At 41.7% G+C, this 18970-nt stretch carries 16 protein-coding genes; 12 read left to right on the top strand and 4 right to left on the bottom strand.

Going from position 1 to position 18970, the window contains the following annotated elements; genetic code table 11:
* Positions 1-11 precede the first annotated feature (11 nt).
* The 5 genes from GVO63_RS10980 (at position 12) to GVO63_RS10960 (ending at position 9005) form a co-directional block, all read left to right on the top strand.
* Positions 12-3086: a TrlF family AAA-like ATPase gene (locus tag GVO63_RS10980; RefSeq protein ID WP_159579842.1), complete on the top strand. Its 3075-nt coding sequence runs from the start codon at positions 12-14 to the stop codon at positions 3084-3086.
* Positions 3087-3224: 138 nt separating this feature from the next.
* Positions 3225-6413 carry a type I restriction endonuclease subunit R gene (locus GVO63_RS10975; RefSeq protein ID WP_159579840.1) on the top strand — a complete coding sequence of 1063 codons (3189 nt, stop codon included), beginning with the start codon at positions 3225-3227 and terminating at the stop codon, positions 6411-6413.
* Between the two features lie 83 nt (positions 6414-6496).
* Positions 6497-6991: a hypothetical protein gene (locus GVO63_RS10970; RefSeq protein ID WP_159579838.1), complete on the top strand. Its 495-nt coding sequence runs from the start codon at positions 6497-6499 to the stop codon at positions 6989-6991.
* A 3-nt stretch (positions 6992-6994) separates the two neighbouring features.
* Positions 6995-8068 carry a ComEC/Rec2 family competence protein gene (locus tag GVO63_RS10965; RefSeq protein ID WP_159579836.1) on the top strand — a complete coding sequence of 358 codons (1074 nt, stop codon included), beginning with the start codon at positions 6995-6997 and terminating at the stop codon, positions 8066-8068.
* Between the two features lie 37 nt (positions 8069-8105).
* Positions 8106-9005 carry a TniQ family protein gene (locus GVO63_RS10960; RefSeq protein WP_159579834.1) on the top strand — a complete coding sequence of 300 codons (900 nt, stop codon included), beginning with the start codon at positions 8106-8108 and terminating at the stop codon, positions 9003-9005.
* A 181-nt stretch (positions 9006-9186) separates the two neighbouring features.
* Here the strand turns inward: GVO63_RS10960 and GVO63_RS10955 are convergent, their stop codons facing one another.
* The gene (locus GVO63_RS10955) at positions 9187-9390 is read right to left on the bottom strand and encodes a hypothetical protein (protein WP_159579832.1); all 204 of its coding nucleotides are present in this window, start codon (positions 9388-9390) and stop codon (positions 9187-9189) included.
* Between the two features lie 173 nt (positions 9391-9563).
* On the opposite strand from GVO63_RS10955, the gene GVO63_RS19770 reads away from it, so the two are divergent.
* Positions 9564-9695, top strand: coding sequence for a hypothetical protein (locus GVO63_RS19770; RefSeq protein ID WP_268891645.1), 132 nt, complete (start codon positions 9564-9566; stop codon positions 9693-9695).
* Between the two features lie 1135 nt (positions 9696-10830).
* Here the strand turns inward: GVO63_RS19770 and GVO63_RS10950 are convergent.
* Entirely contained in the window at positions 10831-11346 is a 516-nt protein-coding gene (locus tag GVO63_RS10950; RefSeq protein ID WP_159579830.1) for a hypothetical protein, read from the bottom strand.
* Between the two features lie 211 nt (positions 11347-11557).
* On the opposite strand from GVO63_RS10950, the gene GVO63_RS10945 reads away from it, so the two are divergent.
* The 3 genes from GVO63_RS10945 to GVO63_RS10935 all read left to right on the top strand — a co-directional run bounded on the left by GVO63_RS10945 (position 11558) and on the right by GVO63_RS10935 (position 14948).
* Entirely contained in the window at positions 11558-11866 is a 309-nt protein-coding gene (locus GVO63_RS10945; RefSeq protein WP_159579828.1) for a hypothetical protein, read from the top strand.
* Between the two features lie 154 nt (positions 11867-12020).
* Positions 12021-13193: a diguanylate phosphodiesterase gene (locus tag GVO63_RS10940; RefSeq protein WP_159579826.1), complete on the top strand. Its 1173-nt coding sequence runs from the start codon at positions 12021-12023 to the stop codon at positions 13191-13193.
* A 207-nt stretch (positions 13194-13400) separates the two neighbouring features.
* The gene (locus GVO63_RS10935) at positions 13401-14948 is read left to right on the top strand and encodes a diguanylate cyclase (RefSeq protein ID WP_159579824.1); all 1548 of its coding nucleotides are present in this window, start codon (positions 13401-13403) and stop codon (positions 14946-14948) included.
* A 7-nt stretch (positions 14949-14955) separates the two neighbouring features.
* On the opposite strand, the gene GVO63_RS10930 is transcribed toward GVO63_RS10935, so the two are convergent.
* Complete coding sequence (locus GVO63_RS10930; RefSeq protein ID WP_159492144.1) at positions 14956-15840, bottom strand: ArgP/LysG family DNA-binding transcriptional regulator; 885 nt, start codon at positions 15838-15840, stop codon at positions 14956-14958.
* A gap of 218 nt (positions 15841-16058) precedes the next feature.
* Here GVO63_RS10930 and GVO63_RS10925 point away from each other — a divergent pair, with 218 nt between their 5' ends.
* Both GVO63_RS10925 and GVO63_RS10920 read left to right on the top strand, forming a co-directional pair.
* Entirely contained in the window at positions 16059-16661 is a 603-nt protein-coding gene (locus GVO63_RS10925) for a LysE/ArgO family amino acid transporter (RefSeq protein WP_159579822.1), read from the top strand.
* A gap of 87 nt (positions 16662-16748) precedes the next feature.
* A complete protein-coding gene (locus GVO63_RS10920) occupies positions 16749-17066 on the top strand; it encodes a multidrug efflux SMR transporter (RefSeq protein ID WP_159579820.1) in 318 nt (105 codons plus the stop codon).
* 100 nt (positions 17067-17166) lie between these two features.
* On the opposite strand, the gene GVO63_RS10915 is transcribed toward GVO63_RS10920, so the two are convergent.
* Positions 17167-17883 carry a DUF1499 domain-containing protein gene (locus GVO63_RS10915; RefSeq protein WP_159579818.1) on the bottom strand — a complete coding sequence of 239 codons (717 nt, stop codon included), beginning with the start codon at positions 17881-17883 and terminating at the stop codon, positions 17167-17169.
* 160 nt (positions 17884-18043) lie between these two features.
* Here GVO63_RS10915 and GVO63_RS10910 point away from each other — a divergent pair, with 160 nt between their 5' ends.
* Positions 18044-18715 carry a DNA-J related domain-containing protein gene (locus tag GVO63_RS10910; RefSeq protein WP_159579816.1) on the top strand — a complete coding sequence of 224 codons (672 nt, stop codon included), beginning with the start codon at positions 18044-18046 and terminating at the stop codon, positions 18713-18715.
* Positions 18716-18970: the final 255 nt, after the last annotated feature.

Genomic DNA, 18970 nt, shown 5'->3' with positions numbered 1-18970 from the left:
TAATTATTGTTATGGAAAAATTCGCTAGAGGAGCTGAATGGCGGAAGTGGGATCTGCATGTGCATACACCAGCATCGTTATACCAAAATTATGGTAGTGATGATGTTGCGTGGGAGACATTTGTATCTGATTTGGAATCGTTGCCGAGTGAATTTGCAGTAATTGGCATTAATGATTATCTGTTTATTGAAGGATATGAAAAATTAAAGACAATTCAAGAAAATCAAAATCGATTACAAAATATTAAACTTCTTCCTGTACTTGAATTCAGAATTGAAAAGTTTGCGGGGGTTGATTTTGGCAGCCATAAACGCATCAACTTACATGTAATATTTTCTGACGAAGTACCAGTAGAAACTATTACTAGTCAGTTTCTGAATACATTAGAACAATCGTACACATTGGAATCAGGAGAAAAATGGACAAGGGTCATCAACAAAAATAGTGTTGAGGAGTTAGGTGCAAGGATAAAGCAAGGTGTACCCGAAGGTCAGTTAGGTAAGTATCAATCTAATTTGGTTGAAGGATTTAATAATCTGAATATTGACGAAAAGCAGATATTTAGTGCACTAGATAAGGATTGTTTCAAAGGTAAGTTTTTAATTGCTGTTGGTAAAACTGAATGGGCTGCACTCAAGTGGAGTGATTCATCAATAGCTACCAAAAAATCGATAATCAACAATGCAAATATCGTCTTTACAGCTATTAGCACTCGTGAAGAATACATTAAATCTAAAAATCAGCTTACAAAACAAAAAGTAAATGATCGATTGTTAGATTGTAGTGATGCTCACTATTATTCAGAGTCTCAAGATAAAGATCGTATTGGTAACTCATTGACATGGATAAAAGCTGACCCAACTTTTGACGGTTTAGTTCATGCAATAGAGGAGTTTGAAGAACGCATATTTGTTGGTGATGAACCTGAATTGTTCGAACGTGTGACCAAAAACAAGACTAAGTACATAGACACCTTGGAGGTTTCATCAGTTGATGGTTACTCAGATCCTTCGAATGTTTGGTTTGAACACGTAAATATTCCTTTAAACCACGAATTAGTTGCAATAATTGGAAATAAAGGGAGTGGGAAAAGTGCTGTTGCAGATATCATTGCTTTATGTTCAAACCATTACGATGATGACGATTTTTCCTTTCTGACAAGTAAGAAATTTAAAGAAAAAAAGGGAAAGATAGCATCGAATTTTAGAGCAAGTCTTCGATGGGAAAGTGGAATTATAAATCAAAAAGGGCTTAATGAAGTTCCAGGAAATGATTCCATAAGAGAAGTTAAGTATCTGCCTCAAGGGCTATTTGAAAGACTCACTAACGAAATATCTACAGTTGAAGAGTTTCAAAAAGAAATTGAGGGGGTTGTGTTTTCACATATTCCGGATGAAGAAAAACTAAACACTTCATCATTTTCTGAATTAGTTGCTTTGAAAACCAGTGATGTCGCCAAAAAAATTAGCCACAGTCGAGAAAAAATTCATTCACTCAATAAGATTATTATTGACCACGAGCTTAAAGCGACTAGCTCGTATAAAAATCAACTAGCATCCAAATTACAACAGAAGCGAAGAGAACTTGAAGCTTTAACATCTCCTGATACCGTAGGAAATCCGAATGAAGATCCTGAGAAAAAAAAGGTTCATGAGGAAGCTAACAAAAGACTAGAAAAAATTAGGGAGGAGATTAAAAATCTTGAAGATAGCATTGCTGATTATGAAAAGTTGAAACAAGAACTACTTATCAAGAAAAACACGTTAGGAAAAGTTAGAGCTTCATTAATCCAAAAGCAATCTGAAATTGAGCTTTATATCCAAGAATTGATCAAAGATATGTCAGTTTTTGATCTGGATTCTAAAAAACTTATTTCATTTCAAATAAATACAAAAATTATTGATGATGAGATTGAAGAAATCTCAACGCAGCTGAGTGAAATTAGTGGGTTATTAGATGGTGATGATGGTCTTTTGGAAGGGGCAACTACCCAAAAACCTACTCTTCGCGTGCAGCTTGAAAATAAAAAGAAAGAGCTTTTAATCGAAAAAGGTAAACTAGACTCCGAACAACAAAAATATCAATCTTATCTAACCGCGTTGTCTAAATGGGAAAAAGAGAGAACTTTGCTAATTGGTGATGCTTCGACTCCAGGTACAATTAGGTATTTAGAGTCTCAAATAGCTTATCTTCAAGAAAATCTGAATAGCGACTTGGATATTCTTTATCAGCAACGTGCTGAGTTGGTCGATGAAGTGTTTAAGAGTAAGCAAGAAGTCGTTTCTTTATATAAAAGTGCTAGGGAAAGATTAAATTCTCTTATTACAGAAAACTCCGAAACTCTTCAGAACTATAAAATTGAAGTGGATGCTTCTTTAGATTCCGTGAATATGTTCGGAGAAAATTTTTTATCTCACATTTATCAAAATAAAGCAGGCTCTTTTCATTCAAAGGACGGCGCGGAAAAATATTTCAAGCTGCTAACTACCGATATTAATTTTGACAACCCTGAAGACGTAAAAGCTTTTTTAGAAAGCATTTTAGTATCTTTGAGGAAAGACCTTCGTGATGGGCAAAAAAAGGCTTCAAGAGATTTGAGAGAGCAGGTGCGTGATGTTCAGAAGTTCTATGATTATTTATTCGGTTTGGAATTCTTAACTTACAACTATCAATTGAAGCAAGGGGGAAAGGGAATCGACCAATTGTCTCCTGGGGAACGAGGGGCGCTTCTTTTGGTATTTTACCTGCTGTTGGATAAGAACAATGTGCCACTGATTATAGATCAGCCTGAAGACAATCTCGATAACGAAAGTGTCGCGACTATCCTAGTACCATTTATAAAAGCAGCAAAGAAAAAGCGTCAAATTATTATGGTTACACATAACCCGAATTTAGCCATTGTGTCTGACGCTGAACAGGTAATATATGTGCATTTGGATAAAGAAGTTGGTTATAGGTTTACTGCCGAGTCAGGAAGTATTGAAAATAAAGACATAAATAAAAGAATCGTAAATGTACTGGAGGGAGCTATGCCTGCTTTCAATACTAGAAAACGTAAATACTTTGACGATAAAACAATGGGATAGAAACGCTTAACTCGAATACGGCTTCATCCAGTGAAGCTAAGGATTTACTTGGTTCACTATAAGTTTGTTTGAGTATTTGTACGGGAAAATTTACAGGAACCTGAACCTGCTTAAATGAGTTTGTGAAAGGGAATAACGATGATAACTGAAGACCAACTGGAACAGCTTTGTATCGACTGGTTTAAAGAAACCGGATACCAGTATGCTAATGGTTATGACATAGCCCCTGATGGTGCATCGCCAGAGCGCGCTGACTACAGGCAAATACTGCTTACTGAGCGGTTACTCTCGCAACTTAAAGTGATCAACCCGCAATTACCGGAAGAAGCGCTTGAATATGCCGTAAGCGCTGTTAGCCAACCAGAAACCCCAATCCTGAGTAAGAACAACAAACTGTTCCATCAGTATCTACTGGAAGGGGTTAAGGTAGAATATAAGGAAAACGGTGAAGACAAGGTTGATTACGTCAGGCTTATCGATTTTTCATCAGTAGCGAATAACCAGTTTCTCATTGTTAATCAGTTCACTATAACAGGTACAAAAGGTAATCGCAGGCCAGATGTACTGGTGTTTATTAATGGTATTCCGGTAGCTGTTATCGAACTGAAAAACCCTGCAACCGAAAACGCCACTATTGATAGCGCGTTTAATCAATTGCTCACCTACAAAGAACAAATTCCAGATTTGTTTACCTTTAACGAAGCGCTGGTGATCAGTGATGGCTTTGCCGCCAAGGTTGGTTCATTAACCGCGAATAAAGAACGTTTTCTGCCGTGGCGAACGGTAAAAGATGAAGACGATAAGCCAGTTATGGAGTATCAGCTAGAAACCGTTGTAAGGGGCTTTTTCGACCCTGAATTGTTTTTAGATTACATCCATCATTTTGTGTTATTTGAAGAAAGTAACGGCGAATTGATAAAGAAAATTGCTGCTTACCACCAGTTTCATGCTGTACGCGCTGCTGTTGAGGCAACCGTCGTTGCCAGCCGCAAGGCAGCGGATGGAAATGGTATTGAGGAACCTCGCGCCGATTACCATAAAAAAGTGAAACCTGGCTCAGGTAAAGCAGGTGTGGTGTGGCATACACAAGGTTCAGGTAAATCCATTTCGATGGTGTGCTATGCGGGCAAATTGATGGCTCAACCACAAATGAATAACCCAACTGTTGTGGTAGTCACCGACAGAAACGATCTGGACGGGCAGCTGTTTAACACTTTTTCGATGGCATCAGAAGCGCTTAAACAAACACCAGTGCAAGCCGAAGACAGAGACTCGTTAAGGGATATTCTTACCTCTAAACAATCCGGCGGCATCGTATTCACCACCATTCAGAAATTTGCGTTATTAGCGGGGGAAACAGAGCATCCTGTATTAAGTGGCCGAAGTAATATTGTTGTTGTGAGTGACGAAGCACACCGCAGCCAATATGGCGATAAAGCCCGTTATGTTGAAATTAAAGACAAAGACGGCAATGTGGTTGATAGCAAATACGTGTATGGCTATTCCAAATATATGCGCGATGCGCTGCCAAATGCATCGTTCATAGGATTTACCGGAACGCCTATTTCAGCCGAAGACAAAGACACCCGTGCTGTATTTGGTGACTACGTTTCTATCTATGATATTCAGGATGCGGTAGAAGACGGTGCCACCGTACCGATTTACTATGAATCACGCCTGGCAAAGCTGGATATCCGGCAGGATGATATCGAAAAGCTTAATGCCGATGTTGATGAAGTCTTTGAAGACGAAGAAGACACTGCACAGAAAGAAAAAGCCAAGTCCAAATGGGCGGCTTTGGAGAAGCTTGTAGGGGCAGAGCCAAGAATGGCGGAAGTCGCCGAAGACTTGGTCAATCACTTTGAAACGCGAATAGCCACCTTCCCAGGCAAAGCAATGATTGTATGTATGAGCCGAGAAATCTGTGTGCACATGTACAATGCGTTAATTGCACTTCGCCCCGATTGGCATGACGATGATCCTGCCAAAGGCGCAGTTAAAGTGATTATGACAGGCTCGGCTTCCGATAAGCCGTTATTGCAGCCTCACATTCATAACAAAGACACCAAGAAGTCTTTCGAGAAGCGCTATAAAGATATCAACGATCCACTTCAGATAGTGATTGTGCGTGATATGTGGTTAACAGGCTTTGATGCTCCAATTTGCCATACCATGTATGTCGATAAGCCCATGAAGGGGCATAATCTGATGCAGGCTATCGCTAGGGTTAACCGTGTATTTAAAGACAAGCCAGGTGGGTTAGTGGTTGACTACATTGGTATTGCCAATGAACTGAAAAACGCCCTTAAAACTTATGCTGATTCGCAGGGCAGAGGTAAGCCGACACATGATAACCATGAAGCATTTGCGATCATGCTTGAGAAGCTTGAGATCATCAGAGCGTTAATGGTTGGCTTTGATTACTCAGATTATAAAGACAACGCCCTTAAGATACTACCAGGTGCAATGAACCACATCCTGGGGTTACCAAACCCTGGTAACGGTAAGTTAGACGGGAAGAAGCGATTCCTCGATGCCATGCTGCCGCTATCAAAAGCCTTTTCACTGTGTAGTACGTTAGATGAGACTGCCGAATATAAAAAGGAAATCGCTTTTTTCAGTGCCATAAAGTCTGCCTTTGCTAAACACAGTGGCGGTAAGAAAAAATCGGAAGACGAGAAAAACTCCGCACTTAAACAGATAATTGATAATGCCATTGTTGCAGGTGGCGTTGTGGACGTGTTTGAGTCAGTTGGATTGGATAAACCCAATGTAGGGCTTTTATCTGAAGAGTTTTTGGATGACGTACGAAACATGAAGCATCGTCATCTGGCGGTTGAACTGCTCGAAAAGCTCCTCAAAGACGATGTTAAAGCCAAGATGCAAAATGATGTTGTCTCTGAAAAGGCGTACTCAGAACGAATTTTAGAAACCCTGCGCAAATACCATAACCGCGCAATTGAAACGGCTCAGGTTATCGAAGAGCTTATTCAGATGGCAAAGGATATGGAAAAGGATCTCATGCAGGCCGAAGAACTCGGAATGAATAACGATGAAATCGCTTTTTACCGTGCATTGATTCAAAACGAAAGTGCAGTAAGAGAACTTGGCGACAATAACCTGCGCAACCTTGCTAAAGAAATTACCGAAAAGCTACGTAAGTCCACAACGGTAGATTGGCAAAAACGAGACAGTGTTCGCGCAAGGCTCAGAAACCTGGTACGCCGTGCACTACGCAGATGGAAATACCCACCAGACCGCTCTGACGAAGCGATAGACCTTTGCCTCAAACAGGCAGAGGTGTTGAGTGAGAGTTGGGTTTCATAGTTTAATGTTTGGTTAATCTAGCTTCAAATGATAGCTTAGGACGTGGATATCTGTGATGTGAATTACTATGGAATAAAGTATTCATGAAAGATTTAATGGATAAATTATCCTCATACAACCTGTTTAATTACTTATTGCCTGGTGTCGTTTTTGTCGTTGTTTTGAAAGCTGTTACTTCCTATGATTTGATTCAAAAAGATTTAGTTGTTGGTGTTTTCTTTTATTATTTTATTGGGTTGGTAGTAAGTCGCATAGGCTCGGTACTGCTTGAGCCGCTGCTCAAGTCACTGCGCTTTTTGAAGTTTAGTGAATACCAACGTTATTTAGACGCAGTTGCTAGAGATAAGACAATAGAGATTTTGTCTGAAGCAAACAACATGTACAGGACATTCTTATCACTTTTTCTTTGTATTGGTACTTTAAAAGTTGGGGAAAAATTAGCGGAATTTTGTCCTAGCATTAAAGGTTACTATGTTGGAGTAGGGATATTTTTATTTATTATCTTATTTGCATTTTCGTATAAGAAACAAACGGCATACATAAATCAAAGGGTTGATAAATATAGCGAACGGGAGTAGGTCATGGACGATTTTTTTGAAATTGATTTTTTAGATGTGGAGTCATCTAGAAGCGGCGATGCGATACCAATGCGATATGAGATTGATGGTATTACTCGAATTCATGTAACAGACGGAGGTTTTTTAAGGACTGGCGATAGCTTAGTTGAACATGTAAAGAGCTACTATGGGAACCCGCAGCGAATCGACGCAGTTGTTGTCACCCATCCTGATGGCGACCATGCCGCTGGCCTCAGATCTCTATTTGGCGAGTTTGAAATTACAGAAATTTGGATGTTACGACCTTGGCTGTACGCAGATACCTTAATAGATAGGTTTTCGCGGTTTAAGTCAGTGGAAAATTTGAAAGCAAGGTTAAAAGAAATTTATCCTAATATTGCCGCTTTAGAAGAGTTAGCTGAAGACTATGGTGTGACGATCAAAGAGCCTTTTCAAGGGGAAAGAATTGGTGAATTTTTCGTTTTAGCACCAAGTATTTCAAGATATCTTGACTTGGTTGTTGACTCAGAAAAAACACCAGAATCCAAAAGGATTGAAGAAAATACATTACTGACAGAGCTAGGCTTAATTGCGAAAAGTGTTATTAATAACATCCGTTCGCTTTGGGGCGAGGAATATTTTCCGCCAGATGACACTAGTGCTGAAAATAATATGAGCGTAGTTCAATTTGCTAATATTTGTAATAAGAACATTTTACTAACAGGTGATGCAGGAAGAGCCGCTCTTGAGGAGTCGATTGAATTTGCACCACTTGTTGGTTTGAATCTGCCAGGACTAGATTATGTTCAAGTACCTCACCATGGTTCTAGACACAACGTTTCATCCGAGTTACTGGACAAACTTCTTGGAAAAAGTTATCCGAGTAAGCTGGAGAGTTCTCATTTCACAGCTGTTGTTAGTGCCGCAAAGAAAGACGAAGATCACCCCAGAAAATCAGTTGTCAGAGCTTTCATTCATAGAGGGGCTACAGTTGTTACTACAGAGAATGGAAATATCCGAGTTGGCTATAACAAACCTCCGAGAGAGGGCTGGAGTGTAGTTGAACCGCTTCCTTATCCAGAAGAACAAGAAGATTAAATTGCTCAGTTATTTGAGCAATTATTCCTGATCTATTTTGAAACCGTTAAACGACGAGTTACTACAAAGTTGGATTTTCAGAATTCAACAGAAGCATGGTATTTTTCGCGTCGACAACGTTATTGGTAATAAAGGACATTGGCTGTCATTTCCAAAGCTACCAAAAAATTTCGAACATCTTTATGAGCCTTTCGATGAGAGAGCTTTGTTGAGTGAAATAGCATTTATTGGAGGCTTAATAAATGCGAACAATATGTTTTTTTCACCAGAGTATAATCATATATATCTTAAACAACTTATAGGCTTGAGTGGAAAGGCATCGGCATCCTCTCCATTTACACAGCCAGTGAGATATTGCAGATTATGTATTGAAGAATCGATAACAAGTTATGGCTTTGGCTATTTCAAGAAAAACTGGTATTTCAGTAATTATTGCGGAATTCATGAGTCATATTTATACCGATGCTCCTCGTTAAAAAGAGCTAATACTTTCGATGCATTACAGGAAATATTAGCAGGGATACCGCGTTCAGATGATGAGTGTAGTAGTGATGAAAGAGTTTCTCAATACAGTGGTGTGCAAAGGCTAGTCGAAAATTTTATTGCCCCTTGTCTTCTAGACGCATTTGCTTTTTTCTTAATCAGAAATAAACAATCAAGTGACGATTTATTACAAATAAGCTCCATACATACTCAAATGAGTAAAAAACGTAATAAATTAGTTCACGATGTATTTTTTGAGATCCTGGATAAAGTCCCAGATGTTTGGCAACTCTTTCTAGAAAATGAGAGTGATACAGTTGATCTACCTAGTGGAGTTATTGAACCTTCAGAGTACCTCACAAAGACACATAAGCTGAAGGGCAGAAAATGTAACGACTGCGACATAATCAGTTGCATTTCGAGATCTGCATTTGAACATCAATTTGACTCTTAAGAATTAAATTAATGTCAAGTGATACATGGAAGCATATAGAAAACACATTTGCCCCACTTAAGACTTAGAGGTAGTCCCGCCGTATAGCTAGAATGGATTTAAATTCTCTGCCAGCGACTTGTTTACCGAAATGTGAACTTGTACCAGTGGTGCATTCACCATAGCTATAGTTCTGGGAAGCTTAGCTAGATCTGCTTTTCCATGTTTTGGCCTGGTGAGCGCTAAGTTCTTTGTCTGTCAAAGGGGATTTTTCGACGGGGACTCCGCCAATTTCAACTATAATAGAGGTATTGTGTCTGCGGGCAACTTTATGAATCTCGAATATAGCATCGAAACACGCTTCCTCTGCGGCTTTCACTATTTTTTCAGCCTCTTCTTCTTGCATGTCAGAAATCTCTTTGTCATGGAAGTAAAGTTAGTATAGAAGCCTAATCGCGATGCGACCAATACATTAGAATAAACGCATAATGAAAGTATCATTATGACTTTATCACTATGAAACTTTCATTATGACTAATTATGCGGCTTTTTAAGCCTAGGGAATAAGGTGACAAAATAATGAAAGAGTACCAGTATAGCGACCTGACGCAGCGTGAGCAGGAGCGTGCTCAGGTGCGTAAAAATATGCGACGGTGGGTAAAGCTGCGTGAGCATTTCGATAAAAGGCCACGCGAAGAGAAAAAACCGTAGTAAGCATTGTTTGTTGAGGTTTTACATAATGGAATAGATGGCGCTGAGCACCAAGACGATAGCGGCGACTTTCGTGATGAATGAGGATGGTTTAATGAATGCGTCCCCCTTATCAGTTTGTCTGTCGCTATCGGTGTTATCTGAGTGCTAGCGCTTTTAATCCGTCTTATTAGGAGCCAGTGAACTTCCCTTTACCTCGCTTCTTGTATTTTATGACATACATCGTGGCACCTACCATCACCGCTAAAGGCAATAAAAAATGGCTTCTTCGAGCATTGTATTCTTCCGTTAGGGTTTGCAGCGAGTTGTTGCATAAAATACAACATCTCAACCTGCGCTCAGAAGGAATATGCATTTTTTGCATACTCCTTCTGAGCAATATTAATCATCACATCGACAAGTCTGGGCTAAAGCCACCCTGCCTGGGTAGCAACAATAAGCAATACAAGAAGCACAAACTGCTACGCACTCATAATTTCTCAGGGTGACGCAAGATGTACATCGCGCCTGCGACGATCACGGCAAATATAACTATCAGTGGTATCAGCGTGGAAAAATTATCCCAAATTTCCTGGAAGCTAATCATCGGTTCTGGCCTGCTGCTTTGCAAAGTGAATCTCGCGATGAAACCGACAAATGTCGCTACTGTGCCGCTGAGGACAATAGAGTTGAATGTTATCCATTCGCCTATTCATCGGGTTCCGATGACTTTAATTATAACGAATTCGTTATAATTAGACAGACAATGCAGCTGGATGCGCTCAATATCATCTCGTCCTGTCGCGCTCTCGCATTAACCTTATTACTGGCGGACGGGCAATTCCAGAGAAGGTATAACAGCGTGGTATGTTCGAAAATGGAACCAACCACGGGGAGAAATGGTATTTACCATAAAAGCATGAGGCACTGTTCAGGTAAAAGACTGTTGTAAGTGCTTTGTTGGTGTTCTTTTTTAAACGTCCATAAAGACGGGGTAAATCCGCTCATTGCTTGTCATGTGAAATCATAGTGGAGCCAGATAGGAATATTACAAAATAAGACGGACTGTGATTGACCGCTAGCGCGAGATTGATACACCTATGTTCTTGGAGAGTGGAGTAGAGGCTAACGTAGTTACGGTCAAACTTAATTGTAATTAATGAGCTTTACGGTCAAACTTAATTGTCATTTCACAAAAAGACATGCCAATTGCCAGTCCAGCGACCACAGCGCTCTTGTGGTTTCTGTGATAGTCGTAATGTAGCTGCGGTGAAATAGTAAAGCCTGCTACTTCATATTCATATAATAAACCAACCCGTGCCACTTCCATTTTGTGACTACCATGAAACTCAACGCCTGGACCAATTTGTGCAATAAAATTATGAGTAATGTGAAGGTCGGCAACGAGTAAATACGTGTAGGCATCTAGGTCTTCAAACGCGTATTCGGCAACAAAACCCAAGCCCAAAAAATCACTGACGCGATATTCGTAGTCAATACCTAACGTGAATGCATTGCCCCACTCTTCGGTATAGGTGGTACCAACAAGTACTGATAAGTGGTGGGGAGACGTTTCCCAATGATGAGCATTTCCTTTTGCTGCCCCTTTTGCTGAAGCAGTGGGGCCAAATGCTAAGGCAGTGACCATACCTAAAGCTATTATTACTCGCATAGTGATGCTCGCTTATATCTACGTGTGACTTCCTAGAAGCATGACCTTCTAGCACTCATAAAAGCGTAGGTGAGATACAGAGATCTCACCAATGGACTTTAGTTGTAATCATGAATACCGCCCGGTATACCGCTGTGCTGTTTGAACGAGTCACTATCCACAACGATGAAATATCGTTAAGGTATACACGGTAAACAGACGGAGCGCGTTAATGCAAAACGACAGAGAAAAAGACAGCTTTATAGCGGCTTGCAAAGCTCAGCTAGTGCGCCTTTATACCGCTAGCAAAGAGGGAAAGAAGGTCGATGCGGAAAAATATCGGGTACAGGGATTTATGCATGCCGGCGAAGTAATGGGCTTACTCAGTAAAGAGGAAGGTACGGCGCTGATTGCAGATTTACATGTAGAAGTGTTTGGCGAAACCATTCATGCAAGAGCTGAAAAGAAGCGCAAGCTCAATGCATTAAAAGAAACAGACCTGGATGCTTATTTCGCCATTCCCGCCATTGAGCGACGTTAAATCAAAGTATAATGTGCTTACTCTGTGAGGCCTGTGTTTTCACTGCTATACTTCTCAATTGTAATATCTGCCTATCACTGAAACGGACATTCTGAAAGTAACAACTTGAATCTTGCTCTAAAGCGATTGCAGGTTGAAATAAAAGAGGGGTCTCGTGCTAAAACAGTTAGTGTATAGAAGTCAGTCTATAAGTAATGTTAATGAAACTTGCTTAGATAAAATAACTAGCGACTCTTTACCCTTTAATGAGCGTTACAACATAACCGGTGTTTTGCTCTTCGACGGAGAATACTTTTTTCAAGTAATTGAAGGAGAAAGTGAGCACGTTGATGTTCTTTTCGAACGCATTAAAATCGACCGTCGTCATAATAACGTGATGAAGGTGACTGAAATCATCGTTCCTAAACGTGACTTTGGTGATTGGCACCTTAGAGCCTTACCAGTGAGCGAAGAAAGCAGCTGTTATTGGCTTCCCCCAGACCTTAGCCTTAATAGAGAAAGTCGAATTTTTGCGCTCCTCAATAGCTTTGCTTCTGGAAAATGGCGAACGTGCCTAAGTGACGAAGCTCGCAAAAGATTGCGTGTTAACCTAAATACGCCAGATATGACCGTAGCGCCTTACCGTGATTCCAGTATTCAGTTTGCATTCCAACCTATTGTGGACACCAGTAGAGCAAGGATATCGTCAATAGAAGCGCTGATAAGAAGTGATGATGGGAGATTTCCTGAAGACATTATCAGTAGTTTTAAAGGGCAAGAAAAGTACAAATTTGACCTTGAAACGAAAGCTATCGCTATACACCAGGGCGCCGCTCTTATTACCCCCGATCAGTCTTTGTCGATTAACTTATGTCCAGGGGCTATCACCCATTTACCCAACGTTGGCGAATACTTGCATGGCCTTGTTGTGCAGTCTGGGCTTAAAGCTCAACAGTTAGTGATAGAGGTCACCGAGGCCGAGCTAATCAGTGAAAGTGGTGCCTTTCATGATGCAATTGAAAAAATCCGTTCTTATGGTATTCGTATTGCCATTGACGACTTTGGCGCGGGTTATGCCGGTCTTTCATTACTTGCGGATTTCTCACCGGATAAAATAAAGTTAGATAGAAAGATTACGACCGGGGTTCATGAAAACGGTCATCGGCAGGCGATAACTGAAGCTGTGCTCGAGTTCGCTAATTCAATGGGGATCCCGTTGGTGGTAGAGGGAGTGGAAACGTTGGAGGAATGGCTCTGGTTACAGCATGCTGGTGTTCAACGCTTTCAAGGCTACTTGTTTGCAAGGCCTAAGCTCAACGGCCTAAACGGTATCAAGTTTAGCGTCTGACACGTTTCCCGTTTTTTTATCTATTAATACTTGAACAGCGCATGTTTCGCGTCACAAAGAAAATTTTTTTAAGCGAATTAACATTTATAAACTATGCTTAATATAGGTTGGTTTTTGTAACCAGGCAAAACCTATCTCAGTGAAATAGCCGTACAGGGACAAATCTGCTACACGGATTTGGCTGCAGTACCAGTAGGAAGCAAATCTATGACATGGCACGTGTCGCGTAGTTTTATTCGCTTGTTCATCGCGTTTTTTTTATCTATCGCGAGTTTCCACTCGCTCGCTAAATGCTTAGTAGAAGAAGGCACTGATGCGCCGCTTACTTCTGTCATGCATCTTCAAGCAGGTGAGCAACGTTTAAGACTAACGTGTAACATAAGTGGGCTACACGTTCTTTATTTTCCGCGAAACTACATAAATTACAATCAGCTTTACGATAGTGAAATGCGTAACATCGAAAGGCTACCTGGCGCCTTTGAAGCTTATGCTATTGACAGTACGAACACCGTTTTATACCTCGACATCAGTGCGCAAGTAGATCGCAAAGTTTCACTGAAAGTCACGCCGCTAAGTGATTTTCAAAGATTTGTGTCGGTTCACATTCTCACAATGAGCCTATTTATCGGCTTTTGTTTAGCGCTAACCTTATACGTAGGCATGCTTGGAGCCAGCATGCGAAGCTATGGCTTTTACTCATACAGCTTTTACGTTTTCAGTGCAGGTGTGTTCTTCTTACTTCAAGAAGGGCTGCTAAATATTTTTTTCCCGCAGGTTATTCTGCTTGTAAGTTTCCAGCTACATTTGCTGTTTGCTGGCTTGACGGTTTTTGCAGGGGTTAAATTTTTAGACCACCTACTGGATTTTAAAGCGCTGTTAAAGATATGGCAGCGTAAGCTTATACTTGGAATGGCGTGGGCAGCATTTGCGTTTTCTGCGGTCCAACTTGTTCTCCCCGTTGCTGATGCCGCGAAAATTAACACCATGCTGAGTTGGATTACCTTAGTGACCATGACGTTAGTGTTATCAAGTTGTGTGTACGCTGCGTTTCGCAAAGTTCATTGTGCAAACTTGGTCTTGCTAGGGATTGCGGTGATGGTCTTTTCAATGCTTTTTCGTTTGGTTTTCGAAGAGGTTTCGCCATTTATGTACCGATACGGTCTTATCGTAGGCATTACTATTGAAGCCTTTATTTTTGCCATCGCCACGTCAAGGAAAGTGAAAAAGCTTGATGATGACAGGTTGACTGCGTTTAAACGCGCGTCCACAGACTCGTTGTGTAACGTGCTAAATCGCAGCGGCTGGGAGGGCGTGGCGCAGTCGCTGGTGGATAACTTCAATAAAGAGGGGGGGTACTTAACCCTACTCTTCATTGATATTGATAAATTCAAAGACATTAACGACCAATATGGACATTACGCTGGAGACACCGTTTTAAAGGTGATAGCGAAAATCTTAATGAGTCGTTGTAGAGATCAGGATGCCGTGGGGCGCTTAGGGGGCGATGAGTTCGTGGTATTAAGTCATTGTTACAGTGAAGGTCAGTCGGAACGCCTTGCGCTACGCATCGAAGAAAGTTTAGCTGAGCGCGATATAAGAACAGATAACGTTGTTATAAATGTGACGGCGAGTGTAGGCGCGTACATTACAAAAGACCGCTGCAAGGATTTATCGAGTTTGTTAACTGAAGCCGACAAATTAATGTATGGCGTGAAAAAGAAGCATAGGGCTGCCGAGCACGCCTCAAGCCATTAAGATTGTATTATCTCAGCTGCGCTTTTGCGACCTGTTTGACGGCTTTTGTTAAGTCTGCAAGGGCGGCCGACTCGAGTGTAGTCCAATGCCAAAAAAGAGGAACGCCCAACTCTTTGTCAGGGAAAAGCGCGATGAGTTCGCCTTCTTTTACCTCTTGCGCAACCTGAAGTGTGGGAAGTAGTGCCCAAACCACGCCATCTATGGCCATTTTTACAAAACCGTGAGATGACGGATACCAGTGGCACGTGGTAAACGTGGGTGCAATATTTAAACACTCTCGTTGATAGTCAGTAAGCAGCGTAACATCGTATTCATCGTACAAGAGGCCTGGGGTATTCATGACACTTTCAGCCGATATTCCTTTATGAAGATATCGCTCTATAAAGCGCGGTGAGGCATAAAGCTGGTAACGCATGGTGCCCAGTCTTACCGACTGGCCACCCGTCACTGGCGTACCGGTTTGGCTTATGCATGCCATAACGCGACCTTGCTGCAGAATGTCTCTGGTTTGTGTTTGATCTGCATTAACAATATGCACGGGGTTAGCGCGCTTATTACTGAATGCCGCCATCACTTGGGAAAACCAAGTGGCAAGCACATCGTTATTCACTGCCACGCTAATCGGCGCTGCCGAGGCTTCTAAACCGCTTTGAATATTTAGCGCTTCCTCAAGCACGCTCACTTTCTGTATATGGGCAAGCAACTCTTTTCCCAGCGGTGTCGCGCGAAGTGGTTTTGTACGCACCATAACTGGCCCGCCCACGCTTTGTTCGAGCCGCTTAATTTTTTGCGATACCGCTGACTGCGTGAGGCTTAGTGCCTGCGCACCCTTTTCAAAGCCACCATAGCGAAGTACTTCATGAAAGCATCGTAGCGCATCGTAATCTAGCATTATTAAAGCCTGTGAAAGGAAAGTTAAAATTATTAATTTTGCTTATTCATTACAAGTATCATTAATTTAATTAAGTCTTGCAAGCTGTATAAAATAGCGCCAAATCGTAATCTTGCTTGGATTGGTCTAACGGTAAGTGGCAATACCCAATCACTAAAAGTCCAAGCAACGCGACGTGCGTTTAATTTATCAAGTCATTATCTAAAGAGGCATTTATCATGTTGGCGGCAGCAAGCAGTGGGTTCGTGATGGGCGGTACCCTTATCATCGCAGTGGGGGCACAAAACAGCTTCCTGATTGAACAGTCGATGAAAAAACAGTGGACCACGCTTTTTGTATTACTGTTTATATTGAGCGATGCCATTTCTATTAGCCTGGGTGCCATGGGTTTTGGTCTCTTGCTGCAAGAGTACCCCATGCTCGTAACAGTCACAAAATGGGCAGGCGTCGCGTTTTTGTTGTGGATTGCGTTTAACAAGATAAAGTCTTCTTTGGCAAATGATACGCTTGTTTTAGAGATGGCCAAAAAGCAGCTTTCGTTCAAAAAGGCACTGCTTATCGCGCTAGCGGTAACCTGGCTGAATCCACACTTCTATTTAGACACGTTACTGCTAATGGGTAACTTGGCGAGCCAGTGGCAAGAGAACAAATGGTGGTTTGTTGGGGGCGCTATTGGTGCATCCATTGTGTGGTTTGTAGGGCTAAGCACACTGACAGCGCGCTTTGCTCATCATATGCAGCGCCCAAAGTTTTGGCGTTGGTTTAACCGCTTAAACGCGGCAGTTTTGGGTATGGTCAGTCTTCAATTGGCGAGCCTTTAGTAAAAAACGCTGACTAGCAAAATGCTAAATTGCGTTGAATATTCTGTATTTATAAGCAAACCTTCCTGTTTTTTAAAGGATATATAAGTGAGCTGGATATATTTGATTGTTGCGGGCTTACTGGAAATTGGATGGCCCGTTGGACTTAAAATGTCCCAAGAGGCGGAAACCCGCGCTATGGGAATTCTGCTAGCCATAGGGTTTATGGCTGCCAGTGGTTTTTGCCTTTGGATGGCACAAAAACAAATACCTATAGGTACGGCGTATGCAGTATGGACGGGAATAGGTGCCGCGGGCACATTTTTGGTTGGCGTGATGTTTTACGGTGACCCGTCGTCATTGGCGCGTTACTTCGGCGTTGCGCTTATCGTGGCCGGCGTCGTGGTACTCAAGCTAGCGCACTAGTAAAAAAGCTAATACCCATTCGATTGAAAGATAAAACTAAAAAGCCCCTCAGTAATCAACTGACGGGCTTTTTAGTTTGCGGTTAATTTTCCAGGCGAGCTTATTGATAGCCTAGCTGGTTTCTTAGCTCAGCCATAAAGGTTTCAATACGCTCTGCATTTTTACCCAAATCACTTTTTCCTACTCGTGATTTACTGCGTACGTCAACTAAGGTGTCATCGCTTTTCGCCGTGAGTCTTATTACTACGTCGTCTTTGAATCCAAACCATGTGGTGGTGTCAGTCGCCTCAAGCGTATTTGGTAAAGCGCCTTCGGTTACCTGTTCCCAACCTAGCGCTGCAATAGCGTTTTCGGCTGCGACATAGACTTCATTGATGGGCTGCGGAAGAAGCTGCGTTTTAATTTCAGGGTATGCTTCTAGCTGCTGTTTGGTTACATCGCCGCCTTCATAGGCAATAGAGTTGGGTGCGCCTTCTCTAAGTGGCGCGATGGCTACGAATTCTGGCGGGTTCGTTACATCAGTGGTGATATCGTGAATAGGCGGAACGGCGCTCGCTTTGCTCATCATGCTAACGGGCATAGCCACAGCAACCAAAGCCAATATGGCGCAAAGGAGTGTACTTCCCCAACTTACGTTTTTACGGTTGATGAGTACCTGTAAAATAATCAGGATTATGGCGGCTCCACCTACGTATACGCCAAATCGCAATGATGTGAACGCAGTGCCTAAGCTAACGCCAGCGTATTGATAGAGTGGGCCGGGCAATACGACCATGAGAAAACCAAGGATACTAGTAAGGGCAATGAGTGCTTTCAAGTGAACTCCAGTGTTGTTATTTTAGTTTGACCAACCTACTTTAACAGTCAATCGAGTATTTTGGATTAGTTTCTCATAATAAATATCAATGGTTCTGATTAAGCCATACTTTTTGAAGGTAAAGCCAAGCGTTATGCCTTTCTGATTGGAGATAAGCATTTTGCAGAGCAATACCGACAAAGAAAGTCTAGGCACGCAACAAGCTGATTTGCTGCTTGATATCTTGTCGACACAAAAAGCATTGTTTACAGAAGGAATAAGCGAATATTCCCTCATTGAGCTGCTGAAAGGCCCGCCGTACGCCTTTTTTGATGACGATGCGCTGCGAGACCCTCTCATGCTGTTTAAGACCCATTTCGTTTTGTTTCATGTGCTATACAAACTTAAACGTTATTGGCGTGAAGCAAATGAGGGGGAGTTAGATATTCATACCTTGAGTATTAAGCTTGCTCCTGTAACCGCATTAGAAAAAGCTAGCGACAACGATGCGGTGCAAGGAGAGCAGTTAAAAGCGGCCGATGCCCTCGCCGATTATTATTTGAACTGGTCCAACTTTGAACGTGCTGACCGCCACAGTGTGGATATTCTGCTTGATGCATTCTGGCAAAAAATGGCGGGTGGAACATTGGCTGTCTTTCAGCCAGAGGATGTTGAAGAAGCACACCGATTGCTAGGTGTGAGCGAAGAGGAAAATATGTCCCTTTCGTCACTGAAACGTGCTTACAAGAAAACCCTTCAGCTAGTGCACCCTGACAAAGGCGGAAATCAGGAGGATGCGCAAAAGGTTATCCATTCTTATCAAATGCTGTTGAAGTATTATTCGCTTAAATAGAATGCTTTGGTCTCTTTGTTTTCTTATTATTCGTATAAAGTACAAAGCCTTTGGTAACTGACCGACAACATCAGTAGCTTCAGCTTCATTCGCTTTTATTGTGACGTGTAAATACGCACAATATGAGCTATTAGCACGTAGATTCGTAATAAATAGTGTTTGCCATGCTTTGTCACCTGCATCCATCATTATTAAAGCTTCTACAGGCTTAGTTTGACCGGCGCTTCGCAAGCAAAAATCACGGGAATTATATTG

This window comes from Alteromonas sp. KUL106 (genome assembly GCF_009811415.1).
Classification (GTDB): Bacteria; Pseudomonadota; Gammaproteobacteria; order Enterobacterales; family Alteromonadaceae; genus Alteromonas.
Note: the sequence above shows the minus strand (reverse complement) of the source record. Positions and strands in the feature narration are given on the sequence as shown.